Annotated in this window: 17 protein-coding genes; 7 read left to right on the top strand and 10 right to left on the bottom strand. The window is 60.2% G+C overall.

The window, feature by feature from the left end:
- Window positions 1-8 precede the first annotated feature (8 nt).
- The 5 genes from secF to queA form a co-directional block, all read right to left on the bottom strand.
- On the bottom strand, window positions 9-977 hold the full coding sequence (gene secF / locus GKN89_RS19275) for a protein translocase subunit SecF (RefSeq protein ID WP_019454209.1): 969 nt from the start codon (window positions 975-977) through the stop codon (window positions 9-11).
- A 10-nt stretch (window positions 978-987) separates the two neighbouring features.
- Window positions 988-2,835: a protein translocase subunit SecD gene (gene secD / locus GKN89_RS19270; RefSeq protein WP_025160068.1), complete on the bottom strand. Its 1,848-nt coding sequence runs from the start codon at window positions 2,833-2,835 to the stop codon at window positions 988-990.
- A gap of 24 nt (window positions 2,836-2,859) precedes the next feature.
- Window positions 2,860-3,192 (bottom strand): preprotein translocase subunit YajC, encoded by a 333-nt coding sequence (gene yajC, locus GKN89_RS19265; RefSeq protein WP_004940391.1) that lies wholly within the window; start codon window positions 3,190-3,192, stop codon window positions 2,860-2,862.
- A 33-nt stretch (window positions 3,193-3,225) separates the two neighbouring features.
- The gene (gene tgt, locus GKN89_RS19260; RefSeq protein ID WP_016928877.1) at window positions 3,226-4,350 is read right to left on the bottom strand and encodes a tRNA guanosine(34) transglycosylase Tgt; all 1,125 of its coding nucleotides are present in this window, start codon (window positions 4,348-4,350) and stop codon (window positions 3,226-3,228) included.
- A 72-nt stretch (window positions 4,351-4,422) separates the two neighbouring features.
- Complete coding sequence (gene queA / locus GKN89_RS19255) at window positions 4,423-5,493, bottom strand: tRNA preQ1(34) S-adenosylmethionine ribosyltransferase-isomerase QueA (RefSeq protein WP_004940394.1); 1,071 nt, start codon at window positions 5,491-5,493, stop codon at window positions 4,423-4,425.
- Between the two features lie 120 nt (window positions 5,494-5,613).
- On the opposite strand from queA, the gene GKN89_RS19250 reads away from it, so the two are divergent.
- The 3 genes from GKN89_RS19250 to ggt all read left to right on the top strand — a co-directional run bounded on the left by GKN89_RS19250 (window position 5,614) and on the right by ggt (window position 9,024).
- The gene (locus GKN89_RS19250) at window positions 5,614-6,195 is read left to right on the top strand and encodes an ACP phosphodiesterase (RefSeq protein WP_019454211.1); all 582 of its coding nucleotides are present in this window, start codon (window positions 5,614-5,616) and stop codon (window positions 6,193-6,195) included.
- A 229-nt stretch (window positions 6,196-6,424) separates the two neighbouring features.
- On the top strand, window positions 6,425-7,027 hold the full coding sequence (locus GKN89_RS19245) for a peroxiredoxin C (protein WP_019454212.1): 603 nt from the start codon (window positions 6,425-6,427) through the stop codon (window positions 7,025-7,027).
- 233 nt (window positions 7,028-7,260) lie between these two features.
- Window positions 7,261-9,024, top strand: a complete 1,764-nt coding sequence (gene ggt, locus GKN89_RS19240) for a gamma-glutamyltransferase (RefSeq protein ID WP_154747573.1) — start codon at window positions 7,261-7,263, stop codon at window positions 9,022-9,024.
- A 53-nt stretch (window positions 9,025-9,077) separates the two neighbouring features.
- On the opposite strand, the gene malZ is transcribed toward ggt, so the two are convergent.
- On the bottom strand, window positions 9,078-10,901 hold the full coding sequence (malZ, locus tag GKN89_RS19235; RefSeq protein ID WP_154747572.1) for a maltodextrin glucosidase: 1,824 nt from the start codon (window positions 10,899-10,901) through the stop codon (window positions 9,078-9,080).
- A 246-nt stretch (window positions 10,902-11,147) separates the two neighbouring features.
- Here malZ and GKN89_RS19230 point away from each other — a divergent pair, with 246 nt between their 5' ends.
- The 4 genes from GKN89_RS19230 to GKN89_RS19215 all read left to right on the top strand — a co-directional run bounded on the left by GKN89_RS19230 (window position 11,148) and on the right by GKN89_RS19215 (window position 13,456).
- The gene (locus tag GKN89_RS19230; protein ID WP_154747571.1) at window positions 11,148-12,404 is read left to right on the top strand and encodes a mechanosensitive ion channel family protein; all 1,257 of its coding nucleotides are present in this window, start codon (window positions 11,148-11,150) and stop codon (window positions 12,402-12,404) included.
- A gap of 132 nt (window positions 12,405-12,536) precedes the next feature.
- A complete protein-coding gene (locus tag GKN89_RS19225; protein ID WP_154747570.1) occupies window positions 12,537-12,806 on the top strand; it encodes a hypothetical protein in 270 nt (89 codons plus the stop codon).
- Between the two features lie 84 nt (window positions 12,807-12,890).
- Window positions 12,891-13,169 carry a type II toxin-antitoxin system RelE/ParE family toxin gene (locus tag GKN89_RS19220; protein WP_019454217.1) on the top strand — a complete coding sequence of 93 codons (279 nt, stop codon included), beginning with the start codon at window positions 12,891-12,893 and terminating at the stop codon, window positions 13,167-13,169.
- Window positions 13,169-13,456 (top strand): HigA family addiction module antitoxin, encoded by a 288-nt coding sequence (locus GKN89_RS19215; protein ID WP_025160069.1) that lies wholly within the window; start codon window positions 13,169-13,171, stop codon window positions 13,454-13,456. Before GKN89_RS19220 ends, GKN89_RS19215 begins: the two co-directional genes overlap by 1 nt.
- A gap of 45 nt (window positions 13,457-13,501) precedes the next feature.
- Here GKN89_RS19215 and proY read toward each other — a convergent pair whose 3' ends face one another.
- The 4 genes from proY to phoR all read right to left on the bottom strand — a co-directional run bounded on the left by proY (window position 13,502) and on the right by phoR (window position 19,077).
- Window positions 13,502-14,908: a proline-specific permease ProY gene (gene proY, locus GKN89_RS19210; protein WP_019454218.1), complete on the bottom strand. Its 1,407-nt coding sequence runs from the start codon at window positions 14,906-14,908 to the stop codon at window positions 13,502-13,504.
- Between the two features lie 73 nt (window positions 14,909-14,981).
- Window positions 14,982-16,298: a branched-chain amino acid transport system II carrier protein gene (gene brnQ / locus GKN89_RS19205; RefSeq protein ID WP_038873241.1), complete on the bottom strand. Its 1,317-nt coding sequence runs from the start codon at window positions 16,296-16,298 to the stop codon at window positions 14,982-14,984.
- 485 nt (window positions 16,299-16,783) lie between these two features.
- On the bottom strand, window positions 16,784-17,746 hold the full coding sequence (locus GKN89_RS19200) for a PstS family phosphate ABC transporter substrate-binding protein (protein ID WP_154747569.1): 963 nt from the start codon (window positions 17,744-17,746) through the stop codon (window positions 16,784-16,786).
- 14 nt (window positions 17,747-17,760) lie between these two features.
- Complete coding sequence (gene phoR / locus GKN89_RS19195; RefSeq protein ID WP_019454221.1) at window positions 17,761-19,077, bottom strand: phosphate regulon sensor histidine kinase PhoR; 1,317 nt, start codon at window positions 19,075-19,077, stop codon at window positions 17,761-17,763.
- Window positions 19,078-19,092 lie beyond the last annotated feature (15 nt).

Genomic DNA, 19,092 nt, shown 5'->3' with positions numbered 1-19,092 from the left:
TGCGGCGGTTAAGGCAGAATCGAAGGCTGATCGGCGCCCTCTTTTTCCACTTTTTGCTGCAGCATGTGTTCGCGTTTCATCCCCAGTTTCAACGCCAGCGCGGACGCGACGTAGATAGAGGAAACGGTACCGATCGACACGCCGATCAGCATCGCCAGCGAGAAGCCTTGCAGCATCGCGCCGCCGAAGATGTACAGCATCAGCACCACCATCAGGGTGGTCCCGGAGGTCATCAGCGTACGGCTCAGCGTCTGGGTCAACGACACGTTCATGATCTCGTAAGGCGTGCCGCGGCGGATCTTGCGGAAGTTCTCACGAATACGGTCGGATACCACGATGCTGTCGTTCAGCGAGTAACCGATAACCGACATCAGGGAAGCGACGATGGTCAGGTCAATCTCGATGTGGAACAGCGACAGCACGCCCAGCGTGATGATCACGTCGTGCGCCAGCGCGATAACCGCCCCCAGCGCCAGGCGCCATTCGAAGCGGAAACCGACGTAGATCAGGATACAGATCAACGCCACCAGCAGCGCCATGCCGCCGGTTTGCGCCAGTTCGCTGCCCACGCTCGGGCCGACGAACTCGATGCGCTTCACGGTGGCGTTCTTATCCACCGAGTCGTTGATCACGCCGATCACCTTGTTACCCAGCTCCTGGCCTGCGGTGCCGGTCGCCGGTGGCATGCGCACCATCACGTCGCGGCTGCTGCCGAAGTTCTGGATGATCGGATCCTGGAACCCGGCCTTCTCCAGCGTATCGCGCATCAGGTCAAGGTTAGCCGGCTTCTCCAGGTTGATTTCAATCACCGTACCGCCGGTGAAATCCAGACCCCAGTTAAAGCCGCGCACCGACATGGTGGCGATCGACGCGACCAACAGCACCAACGAGATGCCGAAGGCCACGTAGTCCCAGCGCATAAAGTCGTAGACTTTACGGCCGTAGTTGAGTTGCTCAACAGTATAATCCTGTGCCACAACGCACTCCTCAGATAGACAGCTTGTTAATGCGTTTGCCGCCGTAAAGCAGGTTGACGATGGCACGGGTACCGACAATCGCGGTGAACATGGACGTCGCCACACCGATAGCGGTGGTGATCGCAAAGCCCTTGATCGAACCGGTGCCGACTGCGTACAGGATGACCGCGGTGATCAGGGTGGTGATGTTGGCGTCGACGATACTGGAGAACGCGCCTTTATAGCCCTCATGGATCGCCTGCTGAACGGACCTGCCGTTCTTCAGCTCTTCCTTGATACGTTCGTTAATCAGTACGTTGGCGTCGACCGCCACCGCCAGCGTCAACACGATCCCGGCAATACCCGGCATGGTCAGCGTCGCCCCCGGCAACAGGGACATCACGCCGACGATCAGCACCAGGTTGGCGACCAGCGCCGTGGTGGCGATCACGCCGAATTTACGGTACCAGACCACCATGAAGACGATGGACGCCACCAGGCCCCACAGACAGGCTTCCAGGCCTTGGGTAATGTTCTGCTGACCCAGGGTTGGACCGATGGTGCGCTCTTCAACGATCTGAATCGGCGCGATCAGTGCCCCCGCGCGCAGCAGCAGCGAAAGCTGACGCGCTTCGTTCGGGTTGCCGATACCGGTGATACGGAAGCTGTTGCCCAGACGCGACTGAATGTTCGCCACGTTGATCACTTCTTCCTGTTTCACCAGCACCGCGCGACCGTTGGCGTCTTTCTTGCCGCTGTCCTTATACTCCACGAACAGGGTCGCCATCGGCTTGCCGATGTTGTCCTTGGTGAAGTTGGACATGGACGTGCCGCCGGCGCTGTCCAGCGAGATGTTAACCTGCGGCTGGTTGTATTCGTCGGTGCTCGAGGTGGAGTCGGTGATGTGGTCACCGGTCAGGATCACGCGCTTGTACAGCACGATCGGCTGGCCGTCACGGGTGTACTTCACCTCGGAATCGCCCGGCACGCGGCCGTTGGCCGCCGCAGTGGCGTCCGCATTGGTGTTCACCAGACGGAATTCCAGGGTCGCGGTGGCGCCCAGAATTTCTTTGGCGCGCGCGGTGTCCTGAATGCCCGGCAGCTCGACCACGATGCGGTCGGAGCCCTGGCGCTGCACCAGCGGTTCGGCGACGCCGAGCTGGTTGACGCGATTACGCAGGATAGTGATGTTCTGCTGGACGGCGTATTCGCGCGCTTCGCTCAGACGGGCGTCCGTCAGGCTGGCTTTCATGGTGTTGGCGCCGTTGGCGGACAGCACCAGATCGCGCTGACGCGGGCCGATGTAGCTGATGGCCTGGTCGCGGGCCGCATCGTCGCGGAAACGAACTTCCACGCCGTTGTTGTCCAGCTTGCGGATAGACGCGTAAGGAATGCCCTTCTCACGCAGCTCGCTGCGCAGGGTATCCATGGTCTGTTCCTGCAGCTTGCTCAGCGCGGTGTCCATGTCCACTTCCATCAGGAAGTGCACGCCGCCGCGCAGGTCCAGGCCGAGTTTCATCGGCTCAGCGCCCAGCATGGCCAGCCAGGTCGGCGTGGCCGGCGCCAGGTTCAGCGCCACGACGAATTTGTCACCCAGCTCGGTCATCAGCGCTTCACGGGCGCGCAGCTGAACGTCGGAATCTTTAAAGCGAGCCAGGATGGCGCCGTTTTCCAGCGCAATCGACTTGCTCGCGATGTTGTCTTTTTCTAATACGGTACGGACCTGGTCCAGCGTAGTTTCACTGGCGGCGACGCCGCGCGCGCCAGTGATTTGTACGGCCGGATCCTCACCGTAGATGTTGGGAAGCGCATAAAGCAGACCGACGAGGATCACGACGATCAACATCAGATACTTCCACAAAGGATAACGGTTTAGCACGGCAATTCCCTTCGGGAAAAAAGATTACAGGGCCTTCATGGTACCTTTCGGCAGAACGGCCGCCACGAAGTCACGCTTGATCATCACTTCCGTGGTGTCGTTCAGCGCGATGGCGATGATGCCGGTGTCGGCCACTTTGGTCACGCGACCGATCAGGCCGCCGGTGGTCAGCACTTCGTCGCCTTTACCGATGGAGTCCATCAGCTTCTTGTGATCTTTCGCGCGTTTCTGCTGTGGGCGCAGGATCATGAAGTAGAAGATCAGGCCGAACACCACCAGCATAATGATCAGAGAGTACGGGCTTCCCTGAGCCGGAGCCCCTGCGGATGCGACGGCGTCAGAAATGAAAAAGCTCATTGAAATTCCCTCATTAAGTTATCAATTATTAGATCAAGCGTTTAAAGGCGGAATCGGCTTGCCGATCCGACCATAGAAATCCGCAACAAACTGCTCTAATTTACCCTCTTCGATAGCCTGGCGTAAACCCGCCATCAGGCGCTGGTAGTGACGCAGGTTATGAATTGTGTTCAGTCGAGCACCCAATATTTCGTTGCAACGGTCGAGATGGTGCAAGTAGGCGCGGCTGTAATGGCGACAAGTGTAGCAATCACAGTCCTTATCCAGCGGAGAAGTATCATCCTTGTGCTTGGCATTACGGATTTTTACCACACCGTCAGTCACGAACAGATGGCCGTTGCGGGCGTTGCGGGTCGGCATGACGCAGTCGAACATGTCGATGCCGCGGCGCACGCCTTCCACCAAATCTTCCGGCTTGCCGACGCCCATCAAATAGCGTGGCTTATCTTCCGGAATTTGCGGGCAAACGTGTTCAAGAATGCGATGCATATCCTCTTTCGGCTCGCCTACAGCCAAGCCGCCCACAGCGTACCCATCAAAGCCGATATCCACCAGCCCTTTTACTGAAACATCACGTAAATCTTCGTAAACGCCGCCCTGAATGATGCCGAACAGCGCATTTTTATTTTCCAGCTCGTCGAAACGCTGGCGGCTGCGCTGCGCCCAACGCAGCGACATTTCCATCGAACGCTTGGCGTAGTCCCAGTCGGCCGGGTACGGCGTGCATTCGTCGAAGATCATCACGATGTCGGAACCCAGGTCATACTGGATTTCCATCGATTTTTCCGGGCTCAGGAACACCTTGTCGCCGTTGATCGGATTGCGGAAGTACACGCCTTCCTCTTTGATCTTGCGCATCGCCCCCAGGCTGAACACCTGGAAACCGCCGGAGTCGGTGAGGATCGGGCCCGGCCACTGCATGAAGTCGTGCAGATCGCCGTGCAGTTTCATGATCTCCTGGCCCGGGCGCAGCCACAGGTGGAAGGTGTTGCCCAGCAGGATCTGCGCGCCGGTCTCTTTCACTTCTTCCGGCGTCATGCCCTTGACCGTACCGTAGGTGCCGACCGGCATAAAGGCCGGGGTTTCCACTACGCCGCGGTCGAAGATCAGGCGGCCGCGACGCGCGCGGCCATCGGTAGTTTGTAATTCGTACTTCACAAAGCCTCCAGCATCAGAGAAACAGTCTGATGTCGTTGAAACGGGGCCGCGCCATGCGCGCAGCCCGGGAATTTAGCCGCCGACGGATTCGTTTTCCGCCTGCGGGTTACGGCTGATGAACATCGCATCGCCGTAGCTGAAAAAGCGATACTGCTCGGCTACCGCCTGCTGATAGGCGTTCATGGTATTTTTATAGCCGGCGAAGGCCGACACCAGCATGATCAGGGTCGACTCAGGCAGGTGGAAATTGGTCACCAGCGCGTCGATCACCTGGTAGTGGTAACCCGGATAGATAAAGATGCTGGTGTCGCCGAAGAACGGCGCAATCAGCGCCTCTTTGCTGGCCGCCGCGGCGCTCTCCAGCGAGCGCACCGAGGTGGTGCCCACCGCCACCACGCGCTTGCCGCGCGCTTTGCAGGCCAGCACCGCATCGACCACCTCCTGCGGCACTTCGGCGTATTCGGCGTGCATCACGTGATCTTCGATGGTTTCCACGCGCACCGGCTGGAAGGTGCCGGCGCCGACGTGCAGCGTCACGAACGCCATTTCCACGCCCTTGGCGCGCAGCGCCGCCAGCAGCGGTTCGTCGAAATGCAGGCCGGCGGTCGGCGCGGCGACCGCGCCCGGCTTCTCGCTGTAGACCGTCTGATACAGCTCGCGGTCGGCGTCTTCATCCGGGCGAGCGATATACGGCGGCAGCGGCATATGGCCGGCCGCGTTGAGAATGGTGAATACGTCGCGCTCGTCGTTGAAACGCAGCTCGAACAGCGTCTCATGGCGCGCCACCATGGTGGCGGCGATGCTCTCGTCATCCCCCAGCAGCAGCTCGGCGCCCGGCTTCGGCGCTTTCGACGCGCGCACGTGCGCCAGCACGCGATGGTCGTCCAGCACGCGCTCCACCAGCACTTCAATCTTGCCGCCGCTGACCTTGCGGCCGAACATGCGCGCCGGGATCACGCGGGTATTGTTGAACACCAGCAGATCGCCGGCCTCCAGCTTGTCCAGCAGATCGGTGAATACGCCGTGCGTCAGCGCCCCGCTCGGCCCGTCCAGCTGCAGCAGGCGGCATGCGCTGCGCTCGGCCTGGGGATAGTGGGCAATCAGGGATTCGGGAAGTTCAAACGAAAAATCAGCGACGCGCATGGGTATTCACTTCTTCAATTTAAGGCTGGTTGGTAAAAAACAGGCGGCCTAGTCTAAAGCCGGGGGCGGTCAGCGGCAAGAAATAAGGAGGATTTGCCTGACTTCGGGTATAGTTGAGGGATGAATTTTCTCGCTCATCTCCATCTGGCCATGCTGGCGGACAGCTCGCTGCTGGGCAACCTGCTGGCCGATTTCGTGCGCGGCAACCCCGCCGCCGACTACCAGCCCGACGTGGTGGCCGGCATCATGATGCATCGCCGCGTCGACGTGTTGACCGACAGCCTGCCGCAGGTCAAAGCCTGCCGCGACTATTTCAGCGCCCCTTACCGCCGCGTGGCGCCGATCACCCTCGACGTGGTGTGGGACCATTTTTTGGCGCGCCACTGGCAGCAGCTGGAGCCCTCGCGCGATCTGCACCAGTTCACCCAGGAAGCCCGCAGCCAGATCGAACCTTACCTGCCGCTCACGCCGCCGCGTTTTCAGAACCTGAACGGCTATCTGTGGCCGGAGCGCTGGCTGGAACGCTACGCCGAATTGCCGTTCATCGCCCGAGTGCTGCAGGGCATGGCCAGCCGCCGCCCGCGCCTTGAGGCGCTGGCCGGCTCGTTCGCCGACGTCGAGCAACATTATCATCAGCTTGAAACACAGTTCTGGCAGTTTTACCCGCAAATGATGCGGCAGGCGAAGGATAAAAGGCTCTGAGGTCAAGCCCAAGCGTTTGAAATTGCAGCGCCTTGCAAGAATTTACGTTTTGCCGCTTGCCCTTTTGTGGGAAAAGGTTATTTTTAAAGCTCGATAAATTATATCAACGACTTTGATAGGTGAAAGCTATCTCATCGATTGGTCTTTTACCCTTTATTCACCAAGTCACGGCCCCTATACTGGCCCTTGTTTTTACATCCACCCTTTAACACCTATTACAGGAGTAATTATGGTCCTGGTAACTCGTCAAGCCCCTGACTTCACTGCAGCTGCCGTACTGGGTAGCGGCGAAATCGTTGAAAACTTCAACCTGAAGAAGCACCTGAACGGCAAACCAGCCGTCCTGTTCTTCTGGCCAATGGACTTCACCTTCGTATGCCCTTCCGAGCTGATCGCTTTCGATCACCGCTATGAAGAGTTCCAGAAGCGTGGCGTTGAAGTGGTTGGCGTTTCCTTCGACTCAGAATTCGTTCACAACGCATGGCGTAAAACCCCTGTCGACAAAGGCGGCATCGGTGAAGTGAAATACGCAATGGTTGCTGACATCAAGCGTGAAATTCAGAAAGCTTACGGCATCGAACACCCGGAAGCCGGCGTTGCGCTGCGCGGCTCCTTCCTGATCGACAAAGACGGCATCGTGCGTGCTCAGGTTGTTAACGACCTGCCAATCGGCCGTAACATCGACGAAATGATCCGTACCGTTGACGCGCTGCAATTCCACGAAGAGCACGGTGAAGTGTGCCCGGCTCAGTGGGAAAAAGGCAAAGCAGGTATGGGCGCTTCCCCAGACGGCGTAGCAAAATACCTGTCTGAAAACGCTGCCAAGCTGTAATTTCAGCCTGATAGTGAATCAACCGGCCCACGGGCCGGTTTTTTTGTGCCCCTTTTTGGGGCAACATGCCCACCTTCTGTGCTTTATTTCCCTGTTTCCGCTCACATTTCCTATCCCGATCGCCGCGCGTGCGCCCATCTGCGGCTACTATCAATAACGCTGGCTCGCGCTTTGCAAGCGAGTAACGGCAAGCAAACACAACACAATAAAAAACTGACAGGATAGGAATAACTATGTTTTTACAGAAATGGAGCAAACCCCTGACCATGGCGGCGCTGCTGGTCAGCGGCAGCCTGTATGCGGCGTCTAACCCGGCGGTGGAAGCCAAAAACGGCATGGTGGTCACCTCGCAGCACCTGGCCTCGCAGGTCGGTGTGGATATCCTGAAAATGGGCGGCAACGCCATCGACGCCGCCGTGGCGGTCGGCTATGCGCAGGCGGTGGTTAACCCCTGCTGCGGCAACATCGGCGGCGGCGGCTTTATGACCGTCCACCTGGCGGACGGCACCGACACCTTCATCAACTTCCGCGAAACCGCGCCGGCCGCGGCCAGCGCCAACATGTATCTGGATGCCGACGGCAAGGTGAAGAAAGACGCCAGCCTGTACGGCTATCTGGCGGCGGGCGTGCCGGGCACCGTGCTGGGGATGGAAACCGCGCGCGAGAAGTACGGCAAACTGAGCCGCGAACAGGTGCTGGCACCGGCGATCAAGCTCGCGCGGGAAGGCTTTGTGCTGACCCGCGCCGACACCGATATCCTCGACACCACCATCACGCGCTTCAAACAGGATCCCGAGTCGGCCAAAATCTTCCTGCGCCCGGACGGCAGCCCGCTGCAGCCGGGAGATAAGCTGGTGCAAACCGATCTGGCCAACACGCTGGAAGCCATCGCCAAAGGGGGAACCGACGCTTTCTACAAAGGCAAGATCCCGCAGGCGGTGGAGGCGGCGGCCAAGCAGGGCGGCGGCATTCTGACGGCGGCCGACTTCGCCAACTACAAGGTCACCGAAACCCTGCCGATCACCTGCAGCTATCGCGGCTACAAGTTCGTGTCGGCGCCGCCTCCCAGCTCCGGCGGCGTGACGCTGTGCGAAATCCTCAACGTGGTGGAAGGCTACGACCTGAAAAGCATGGGCTTCAACTCGGCGGCGGCCATTCACACCATGACCGAGGCGATGCGCCATGCCTACATGGACCGCAACACCTATCTCGGCGACCCGGCATTCATCAAGAACCCGATCGATCGGCTGGTGAGCAAGAGCTACGCCGAGCAGATCCGCAAGAAAATCGTTGCAGACAAAGCCACGCCGTCGGAAAACGTGCAGCCCGGCATGGAGCCGCATGAGAAACCGGAAACCACCCATTATTCGATTGTCGACCATGACGGCAACGCGGTCTCCACCACCTATACCGTCAACGGCCGCTTCGGCGCCGTGGTGATCGCACCGGGCACCGGCTTCTTCCTCAACGACGAGATGGACGATTTTACGGTCAAAGTGGGTGAGAAAAACCTGTACGGGCTGGTGCAAGGCACCGCCAATAGCATTGCCCCCGGTAAGCGCCCACTATCGTCGATGAGCCCGACGCTGGTGACCAAGGACAACAAGATCTTTATGGTACTGGGTTCGCCGGGCGGTTCGCGCATCATCACCATCACCCTGCAGACCGCGTTGAACGTGATCGACCACGGCATGGCGCCGCAGGAAGCGGTGGACGCGCCGCGCATCCATCACCAATGGTTGCCGGATGAGGTGTACTACGAACAGCGTGGCGTTTCCGCCGATACGCTGAAGCTGCTGAGCGGCATGGGCTACAAGATGGTCGAGCAAACGCCGTGGGGCGCCGCCGAACTGATTCTGGTCGGCTTGCCGGGCGCGGCGGGCGTCACACCGGCCAACTCCGGCAACGATTCGGCGGTTTCCGGCAAAGTGCGCGAAGGCTATCTGTACGGCGCCAACGACGTGCGCCGCCCGGCAGGCTCCGCGGTCGGTTACTGATGTAAACGCCCACTTACCTTAATCGCGGGGGCCCTTTGGCCCCCGCAGTTTCTTTAACCTTCGCAGCGCCATACGGTAGCCGACTCTTCTGCCAACTGCAGGCGCAACCCGCCCGCCGTTTCGCTCAACTCTCCCCGCCCTTCCACACGCCGCCACGGGCCGCGCGCCAGCAGCGGGTTATGCGGCAGCTGCGCCTGGCCGCTGCCGTCGCGCTGCAGCGCCACCAGCACCTGCTCCTGCTGATACAGGCGCACGAACACCAGCGTTTCGCCGCTGGCGTACAACACCTGGCAGCCGCCACGGCGCAAGGCCAGGCTCTGTTTACGCAGCGCCGCCATGCGCTGGAACAGCGCCAGCAGCGGCCGGTCCCAGTCGGCGACGTCCCACGGGAACGGCTTGCGGCAGAACGGATCGTTGCCGCCGTCCAACCCAATCTCATCGCCATAATAGAGGCAAGGCACGCCGATCCAGCTCAGCAGCCACACCGCCGCCATCTGCATGCGCGCCGCGTTCCCCTGCAACAGCGTGAGGAAACGCGCGGTATCGTGACTGTCCAACTGGTTGAACTGGATCAGCTGGCGGCCATGCGGCAACCCGGCGCGGTAGCCGTCCATCCACTGTGCGCATCCGGCGGCGTCCAGCCGCACCGGGTGATAGGCCACGTCCAACCCCGCTAAAAATGCCCGCACCGGCAGCGCGAATCCCATGTAGTTCATCGCCGCATCCTCCACGCCGGCATGCAGCCAGCGACGCGCGTCGCCGAAGTGCTCGCCCAACACGTAGGCCTGCGGATCCTCCTGTTTCACCGCCTGATAGATGCCCGCCAGATGGCGCAGGTTGCCGGCGGCGCCGCCGTTCTCCCCCAGCATGTGCACCACGTCCAGCCGCCAGCCGTCGATGCTGTACGGCGGGCGCAGCCAGTGGCGCACCACGCTGCCTTCGCCCTGATAAATCGCTTCCGCCACCTGCGGCTCGGCGAAGTTGAGCTTCGGCAGGCTGGCGTTGCCCTTCCAGTCGAGCGCGCGGCCGTCCGGGTAGAAGTTGAACCAGCCGCGATACGGCGAATCGGGATGGTGGCAGGCGCCATTTTCACCCTGACGATGGCGGTCGAACCACGGATGCGAGTCGCCGGTGTGGTTGAATACCCCGTCCAGCACCAGTTTCATGCCTACCTTGTTAGTACTCACTCGCAAACGCTGCAGCGCCGCGTTGCCGCCGAAGTGCGGATCGACCTGGTAGTAGTCCTCGGTATCGTACTTGTGCACGCTCGGCGCGGTAAAAATCGGGTTCAGATACAGCGCCGTCACGCCCAGCTGCTGCAGGTATGGCAGTTTGGCGCAAATGCCGTCCAGATCGCCGCCGTAAAAGGTCGAGGCGGCGTGGCGGTCCTCCAGCGGATGCTGCCAGTCGCGCCGAATCACCTCGGCGCCGACCGCGTGATGGCGGTAGCTGCCGCTCTGGATACCGTGCTCACCGCCGCTGCTGGCGAAGCGATCGGGGAAAATCTGGTAGAACAGCTGATCCGCCACCCACTCGGGGCCATTGTCAGGATCGTCGACGGCGAACTGCGCCAGCTGGCCCGGCGGCGTTGGCGACCAGCCCTGCGGCCCGAACCACTGTTGGCGATCGGCCCACAGCAGCTTGAAACAGTAACGCCGCGTCGGCTCGCCCTCATTCAGCGTCAGGCTGGCCTGGTAACGCCGCATCCCCTCGTGGCGCTGCGCTTTCATCGCCAGCAGCCACTCTTCGTTGTCCGGTTCGGCGCGCAAAAATACCCGTTCCGGCAGTTCATCCCCTTGTAACCACAGCGTGATATCCAAACGTTGCCCTTGTTTTACGACAAAAGGCGGGACCGGTTGATGCCAGGCGTTAAGCATACTGTTCTCCTGCTGTACCAAACGAAATCGACGGCGTTCTTCAAGAAGCGAACAATGCCACGTTAAGTGCAACTCCCCCTCCTCTCTGGCCGCAAAACCCGGGGATGAGCCGGGGGGCGGAGACTGAAAAATAACGCTAACTTGATGTAAAAAAAGGTAAACAGGCACAAATCCTGCACGTTACCCCTTAGGCTAACGCGTTTTAAGTTTACAGGATATTTTTTGCGCATTTTTTAAGGAGCGGTAATGCAACAACAGATAACGCGCTGGCTGGAACAATTTGGTTTGGAATTCGGCGGAGTGATGTCGCTGTTGATGGTATTGGGGTTGATTGTTCTGATCTCGGTGGCGATCCACATGGTGCTGCATCGGGTAGTGTTGGCTGCCCTTCAGCGCCGTGGCCAGCAATCGCAGCGCGTCTGGCAACAGGCCATCACCCAATACAAACTGTTCCAGCGCGTGGCGCTGCTGCTGCAAGGGGTGATCATCAGCATCCAGGCGACGCTGTGGCTGCAGAGCGGCAGCCAGACCCAGGCGGTGATCGTCACCGCCGCGCAGGTGTGGATCCTCGCCTTCACCCTGCTGTCGCTGTTCTCGCTGCTGGATACGCTGCTGGCGCTGCTGCGCCAAAGCCCGATTTCCAATCAGCTGCCGCTGCGCGGCATTTTCCAGGGCCTGAAACTGGTGGCGGCGATCCTGATCGGCATCATGATCGTCTCGCTGCTGATGGGCAAATCGCCGCTGCTGCTGCTCAGCGGACTGGGCGCCATGACCGCGGTCTTGATGTTGGTGTTCAAGGATCCGATCCTCGGGCTGGTGGCCGGCATTCAGCTTTCCGCCAACGATATGCTCAAGATCGGCGACTGGCTGGAAATGCCGAAATACGGCGCCGACGGCGCGGTCACCGACATCGGCCTGACCACGGTCAAAGTGCGTAACTGGGACAACACCGTCACCACCATCCCCACCTACGCGCTGATCTCCGACTCGTTCAAAAACTGGCGGTCGATGTCGGAATCCGGCGGGCGCCGCATCAAGCGCAGCCTGAATATCGACACCGGCAGCGTGCACTTCCTGTCGGAAGAAGAGCAGCGCCGTCTGCAGCGCAACCCGCTGCTGCACAGCTATCTGGATAACAAAACCCAGGAGCTGAGCCAGCACAACCAGGAGATCGCCATCGATCTGGCCTCGCCGCTCAACGGCCGCCGCCTCACCAACCTCGGCACGCTGCGCGCCTATCTGGAAGCCTACCTGCGCGCTCACCCGCGCATTCACCAGAACATGACGCTGATGGTGCGCCAGCTGGCGCCGACGCCGGAAGGGCTGCCGCTGGAAATCTACGCCTTCACCAACACCACGGTCTGGGCGGAGTATGAAAGCATTCAGGCGGATATTTTCGACCATATCCTGGCGGTGATCGACGAATTCGGCCTGCGCGTGCACCAGACGCCAACCGGCAACGACCTGCGCGGCATGCTGCTACAAAGCGCGAACGCTTCCTGACATCGGCTGACGTAAAGATGTCTGCTGGTAATGATGTTCTTTCAATTGCCAGCAGATATCTCCATCCCCTTCTTTTCCCCAGCGAAAACGGCGTTAATGCGCCATCACCTTCACCACCGAGAGGGAAAGCCCTTGCTGAAACGGTTACGTCATCGGCTGTTCACCCTGATGGCCACCCTGCTGTTTATCGGCTGCCTGCACAGCGCTTCGCTGGATGAAAGCCGCATGCCCCGCAACCTGCAACCTTCGCTGAGCGCTCTGAGCAGCAACCTGCAGGACATTCGCGAAGTGCTGGCGCGCTGCGCCGGCGAGGAAGAGGAAGAACGCCTGAACGACGGCGACATGCGTATCGAAGCGCGCGCCGCCGGGGAGGATGAAGTGGAAGATAAACGCCTGACGTGATGGTCAAAAAACACCCCACCTTGTTGCGCCATACGCAACACCTGGCTATGATGCGTATAGCGCAACACCCATGGAGCCGTCAGGATGATAAGAAGCTTCAAGCATAAGGGACTCAAAAAGTTTTTCGAAACCGGTTCAACGGCGGGTATCGACGCCAAGCAGGCGAAGAAAATCGCGCTGCGGCTGAGCGTGCTGGATCTGGCGAAAGTGATTGATGACGTAGATCTGCCCGGCTTCTTCTTGCACCCGTTAACGGGCGCTCGCAGCGGGCAATGGTCCGTCACCGTCACCGGCAACTGGCGTATCACGTTTGAACTGGTCGAGGGTGATGTTTATATCGTGAATTATGAGGACTATCACTAATGAACCGCATGCATAACCCCCCTCATCCTGGCGAGTTGATCAAAGAAACCATGGAAACGCTGAATCTCAGCGCGCGCGCGCTGGCTAAAGCGCTGGACGTCGCGCCCTCCACGGTTCAACGTCTGATCAGCGGAAAGTCCGATATCTCGCCGGAAATGGCCATCCGCCTGTCCATCGTGATAGGCAGTTCCGAACAGGTGTGGATGGGCATGCAGGATGCTTACGATCTGTGGCAGGCCAGGCAGTCCATCGACGTATCGAAACTGCGCAAGCTGGACTTCGCTTGACGCCTGCCCCCTAAAAAAACACCGGCCTTAGCCGGTGTTTTTCATTTAGTCTTGCTGCGTCGCCAACGGCGCGCGTTTTTTCTGATGGTTGACTTTGAACCAGTACCCCGCCAGCAGCAATACCACCCAGACCAGGCCGGCGTACAGCGAGACGCGCGTGGTCGGGAAGTAGCCGATCAGGCCGATGATGAACACCAGGAACACGATCGCCACCACCGAGGTGAACACCCCGCCGCGCAGCGGGAACGCCAGCTGCTTCACCTGCTCTTTGCTCAGGCTGCGGCGGAAGGCGATTTGGGAGAACAGGATCATGATCCACACCCACACGGTGGCGAAGGTCGCCAGGGAGGCGATCACCAGGAACACGCTCTCCGGCATGATGTAGTTGAGGTACACCGCCAGCAACAGCGCCAGCATCATCACCACTACCGTCACCCAAGGAATGCCGCGTTTCGATACCTTGCTGAACATCTTCGGCGCGTGCCCCTGTTCGGCCATGCCGTGCAGCATGCGACCGACGCCGAACACGTCGCTGTTGATCGCCGACAGTGAAGCGGTGATCACCACGAAGTTGAGGATGCCCGCCGCCACGGTGATGCCCATATGCTGGAAGGTCAGCACGAACGGGCTGCCGTTGGTGCCCACCTGGTTCCACGGGTAGATCGACATGATGACGAACAGCGTGCCGACGTAGAACACCAGAATGCGCCATGGCACCGAGTTGATGGCCTTCGGAATCGATTTTTTCGGATCTTTCGCTTCGCCGGCGGTGATACCGATAATTTCAATGCCGCCGTAAGCGAACATCACCAGCTGCAGCGACAGGATCATGCCGATAAAACCGTTGCTGAAGAAGCCGCCGTTCGACCACAGGTTATGAATGCCGGTCGGTTGCCCGCCGTTGCCGATACCCCAGATGATGATGCCGATGCCGGCCGCGATCATGATGATGATGGTGGCGACCTTGAAGAACGAGAACCAGAACTCCAGCTCGCCGAACACCTTGACGCTCATCAGGTTGATGGCGCCGATGATCAGCACCACGCTCAGCACCCAGATCCAATGCGGCACTTCCGGGAACCAGACGCCCATATAGATGCCGAAAGCGGTCACGTCGGCGATGGCGACAATCAGGATTTCAAAGCAGTAAGTCCAGCCGGTGATGTAGCCCGCCATCGGGCCGAGGTAATCCTGCGCGTAACGGGAAAACGAGCTGGCCTGTGGGTTGTTGACCGACATCTCCCCCAGCGCGCGCATGATGATAAAGGCCACGATGCCGCCGATCAGGTAAGCCAGCAGCACGCTCGGGCCGGCCATTTTGATGGCGTCCGCCGAGCCGTAGAACAACCCGGTGCCGATGGCCGACCCCAGCGCCATAAAGCGGATGTGACGCGTGCTGAGGCCGCGTTTCAGCTTATTGTCGGGGGCAGTGGTGGGTGACTGTTGTTGCATGAAGATGACCCATAGTTTTAAACGTAAAAAAGCCACGGACATGTCCGTGGCCCTAGATTAAGCCGGGGGATTATCAGTGCGCGGTCACTTGAGAACGCGTGCACACCCGATCATAAATCGCGACCAGCACCAGCATCAGCAGCGAAGGCGGCAACCATGCCAACCCCTGCTCCGCCAGCGGCAGGTGAGTGGTCCAGGCCGGCAGCAGCTGCTGGAAGCTGGACGCTTTCACTGCGTCAAGGATACCAAACAACAGGCTGACAAGCATCACCGGCGCGATGATGCGCGGTGCGCTGTGCCACCAACGCAGGGTGAAGCTCAGCACCACCAGCACGATGCACGGCGGGTAAATCGCGGTCAGCACCGGAATGGAGATCTGGATCAGGTGGCTCAGACCGAGGTTGGACACCACCATCGAGAACAGGCCCAGAATAAACACCAGCGTCTTGTAGGAAAACGGCAGGTATTGCGCGAAGAACTCGGCGCAGGCGCAGGTCAGGCCTACCGCAGTCACCATGCAGGCGATGAAGATCAGCGCCGCCAGGAAGAAGCTGCCCAGGCCGCCGAAGGTGTTCTGAACGTAAGCATGCAGGATCACCGCGCCGTTGGTAGCGTCAGGCACCAGCGCGCCGCTGCCGGAACCCAGCTTGAACAGGCTCAGATAAACCAGCGTCAGGCCCACGCCGGCGATCAAACCGGCCAGAATGGTGTAACGGGTCAACAGACCGGCGTCTTTCACGCCGCGCGAGCGCGCCGCGTTGACGATAACGATGCCGAATACCAGCGCGCCCAGCGTATCCATGGTCAGATAGCCGTTAACGAAACCGGAAGAGAAAGGCACGCTCTGGTAAGCCGCCGTCGCCGGAATCGGCGCGCCGGCAGGCCACAGCAACGCGGCGATGCCCAGTACGGCCAACGCCACGATCTTCAGCGGCGCCAGCACGTGGCCAACGGTATCGAGCAGGCGGCCCGGATACAGGGAGATGCCAATCACCAGCGCGAAATACACCAGGCTGTAGATGAACAGCGGCATGGCGCCGTCGCCGGTCAGCGGGGCGATGCCCACTTCAAAGGAGACGGTGGCGGTGCGCGGCGTCGCGAACAGCGGGCCGACGGCCAGGTAGCAAACGGTCGCCAGCAGCAGGCCGGCACCGCGGCCAATCGGCGAACTGAGGGCGTCGATGCCGCCGCCGACGCGTGCCAGCGCGATGACGGTGATGACCGGTAGGCCGACGGCGGTGATCAGGAAGCCCAGCGCCGCAGTCCAGACATGTTCACCGGACTGTAAACCGACCATCGGCGGGAAGATGATGTTCCCGGCCCCGACGAATAAGGCAAAGGTCATAAAGCCCAATGCCAGGATATCTTTTGACGTTAAACGATGACTCATACGATGTCGTGTTGCCTGTTCAAATGAAAAAAATTGTCCGATAGCGTGGTGGCGTGACGCCCCACCCGGTTGCCGGCATGCCCGACCATCGCAGCGCCAAATAAGCACCCTAAACGCAATCGTTCCGGCGTTTATGTCCCTATTCGAAAGTGGCCGCTCATGAAGATGGGCAAAGTTTTAGGAGTTATAAAAATGGAGGTTTAATCCGACAACGAGGGCTAAGGTAAACGTTTATAGCGCTTCAAGGCAAGACGCACGGCGAAAAGCAGAGCTATCGACCATATAAACTTTAGCCACCAGTCGATCATATTGGCTATCAATAAATATACACTACATGATTTGTATCATTTTTGAACAGCCAATTCACGAAACGTGAAGCATATATCACTTTACCGCGCGAAAACGCCAATAAAAGCCCGGTTTTCGCGTGGTATAAGCTCCATTTCGGCGTGAGAAAAGGCGAAAATTACGTCGCTTTTTGTCGCTTATTGCATCATGGCCGGCGCAAGCGGTTGCAGCCCGAGCGCCTGGCGGGTCTTCTGCAGAGCGGCCGGCGGCAGAGGCAGATAGCCGTCGTGGTTGACCAGGCTCTGTCCTGCGGTCGACAGCACGCGATCGAGGAACGCCGCGGTCAGCGGCTCCAGCGGTTGATTGGGGGCTTTGTTGATGTAGATATACAGGTAGCGCGACAGCGGGTAGCGATCGTTGCGCACGTTGGCGGCGGTAGGCGCGACATAATCCTCCCCCGACTCCGCCAACGGCAGCAGCCGCACGCCGCTGGCGCGAAAACCGATGCTGGCGTAGCCGATGCCGTTGAGCGAACCGGCCACCGCCTGCACCACCGAGGCCGAACCGGGCAACTCATTGACGCGCGGCATAAAATCGCCGCCGCACAGCGCGCGCAGTTTGAAATAGCCGTAGGTGCCGGAAGCCGAGTTGCGGCCAAAGCGTTGCAGCGAGCGCGTCGCCCAGTCGCCGTTCAGACCCAGTTCGCCCCAGCGCGTCAGCGGCTGGCTTTCACCGCAGCGCCGGGTGGCGGAGAAAATACGATCGAGTTGCTGCAAATTGAGGCCGCGCAGCGGATTGTCCTGATGCACCAACACCACCAGCGCATCCACCGCCACCGGCACCGCCAGCGGCGCATAGCCGTAACGGTGTTCGAACGCCGAAACCTCGGCCGCCTTCATAGGCCGGCTCATCGGGCCCAGCTGCGCGGCGCCCGCCGCCAACGCGGTCGGCGCGGTCGACGAACCGGCGGCCTGGATCTGCAGATTAACGTTGGGGTAATGCTGGCTGAAGTCCTGCGCCCACAGCGCCATCAGGTTCGCCAGGGTGTCGGAGCCGACGCTGGACAGATTGCCCGCCAGCATGCCGTCGGGCTGCGCCAGTGCGCCACGTCCGGCCAGCAGCGCCAGGCAAAGCAACAGCCCTCGGGTGATTCGGGTCATACCGGTGTCTCGCGTTAATTTTTCACCGCATTCTCTGATAAAGCGGCCGGAACAATCAACCGGTTGGGTAAGGTAAAGATAAAGCGGGTGCCGATCCCCGGTTCGCTGAGGATCTCCAGCCGCGCATCGTGATGGCTGAGCGCGTGTTTGACGATCGCCAGCCCCAGCCCGCTGCCGCCGGTCTGGCGCGAACGGGCCTTGTCGACGCGATAAAAACGCTCGGTCAGGCGCGGAAGGTGCTCGGCGGCGATGCCCGGCCCGTTGTCGCTGACCTGGAACTGCGCGCCATGCGCCGTCTGCTGCCAGCTGACTTCGATATGGGTGCCCTTCGGCGTGTGATTGACCGCGTTGTACACCAGGTTAGACACCGCGCTGCGCAACTGGTCTTCATTGCCGAACACTTTGAGCTGTTCGTTCACCCGGAAAGCGATCTCGTGATTGCCGCCGCTCAGCGATTGCGCCTCGCGCTGCAACACCCGCAGCATCAGCGGGATATCCACCCGTTCGTTCATGTCGACATTGGGCGCCGCCTCGATGCGCGACAGCGTCAGCAACTGCTTGACCAGCCCGTCCATCCGGCGGGTCTGCTCTTGCATGGTGCTCAGCGCCTTGCTGCGCAGCGAGCCGTCCTGCTCTTCGTCGCCCATCATTTCCAGGTAGCCCTGCAGCACCGTCAACGGCGTGCGCAGCTCATGGCTGACGTTGGCGAAGAAGTTGCGCCGCGCCCCTTCCAGCTGGCGCATCTGGGTGACGTCGCGCGCCACCATCAGCAGTTGCCCTTCGGAATAGGGCATCACGCGGAATTCGACGTAATGTTCGTTGTTCAACTGCAGCGTCAGCGGGCGCGAAAACTCCTGCTGTTGCAAATAGTGGCTGAACTCCGGATAACGCAGCAGGTTGAGGATGTGCTGGCCGTTGTCTTCCGGCCAGCGGAAGCCGAGCAGATGCTGCGCCAGACCGTTGCACCAGAAGATATTGCCTTCGACGGTGGTCATCACCACCGCGTCAGGCAGCGATTCGGCCCCGCTGCGAAAGCGCTTGATAAGCAGCGCCAGCTCGCGGCGGCGGCGGCGGTTGCGCTGCTGCATCTGATACAGGCCATAGAATAGCGGCTCCCAGCTCCAGCGGCCGGGCGGCGGCGTCATGCTGCGGTCGATCCACAGCCAATGGGAGAGTTTGAGCTGGTTGTAGAAATTCCACACCAGCGCAGCCAGCGCAGAGGCCAGCAGGAACCAGGGCAGATAACCGAAAATCAGCCCCAGCAGTAAGGCGGGCAGACAAAAAAGAGCCAGCTCCAGAGCCAGCCTCTTCCACGACAGACGTTCTAACACGGCATATTCTCCAGC

The organism is Serratia sp. YC16 (assembly GCF_009707615.1).
Classification (GTDB): Bacteria; Pseudomonadota; Gammaproteobacteria; order Enterobacterales; family Enterobacteriaceae; genus Serratia; species Serratia surfactantfaciens.
This window is presented reverse-complemented; position numbering and strand designations above follow the sequence as displayed.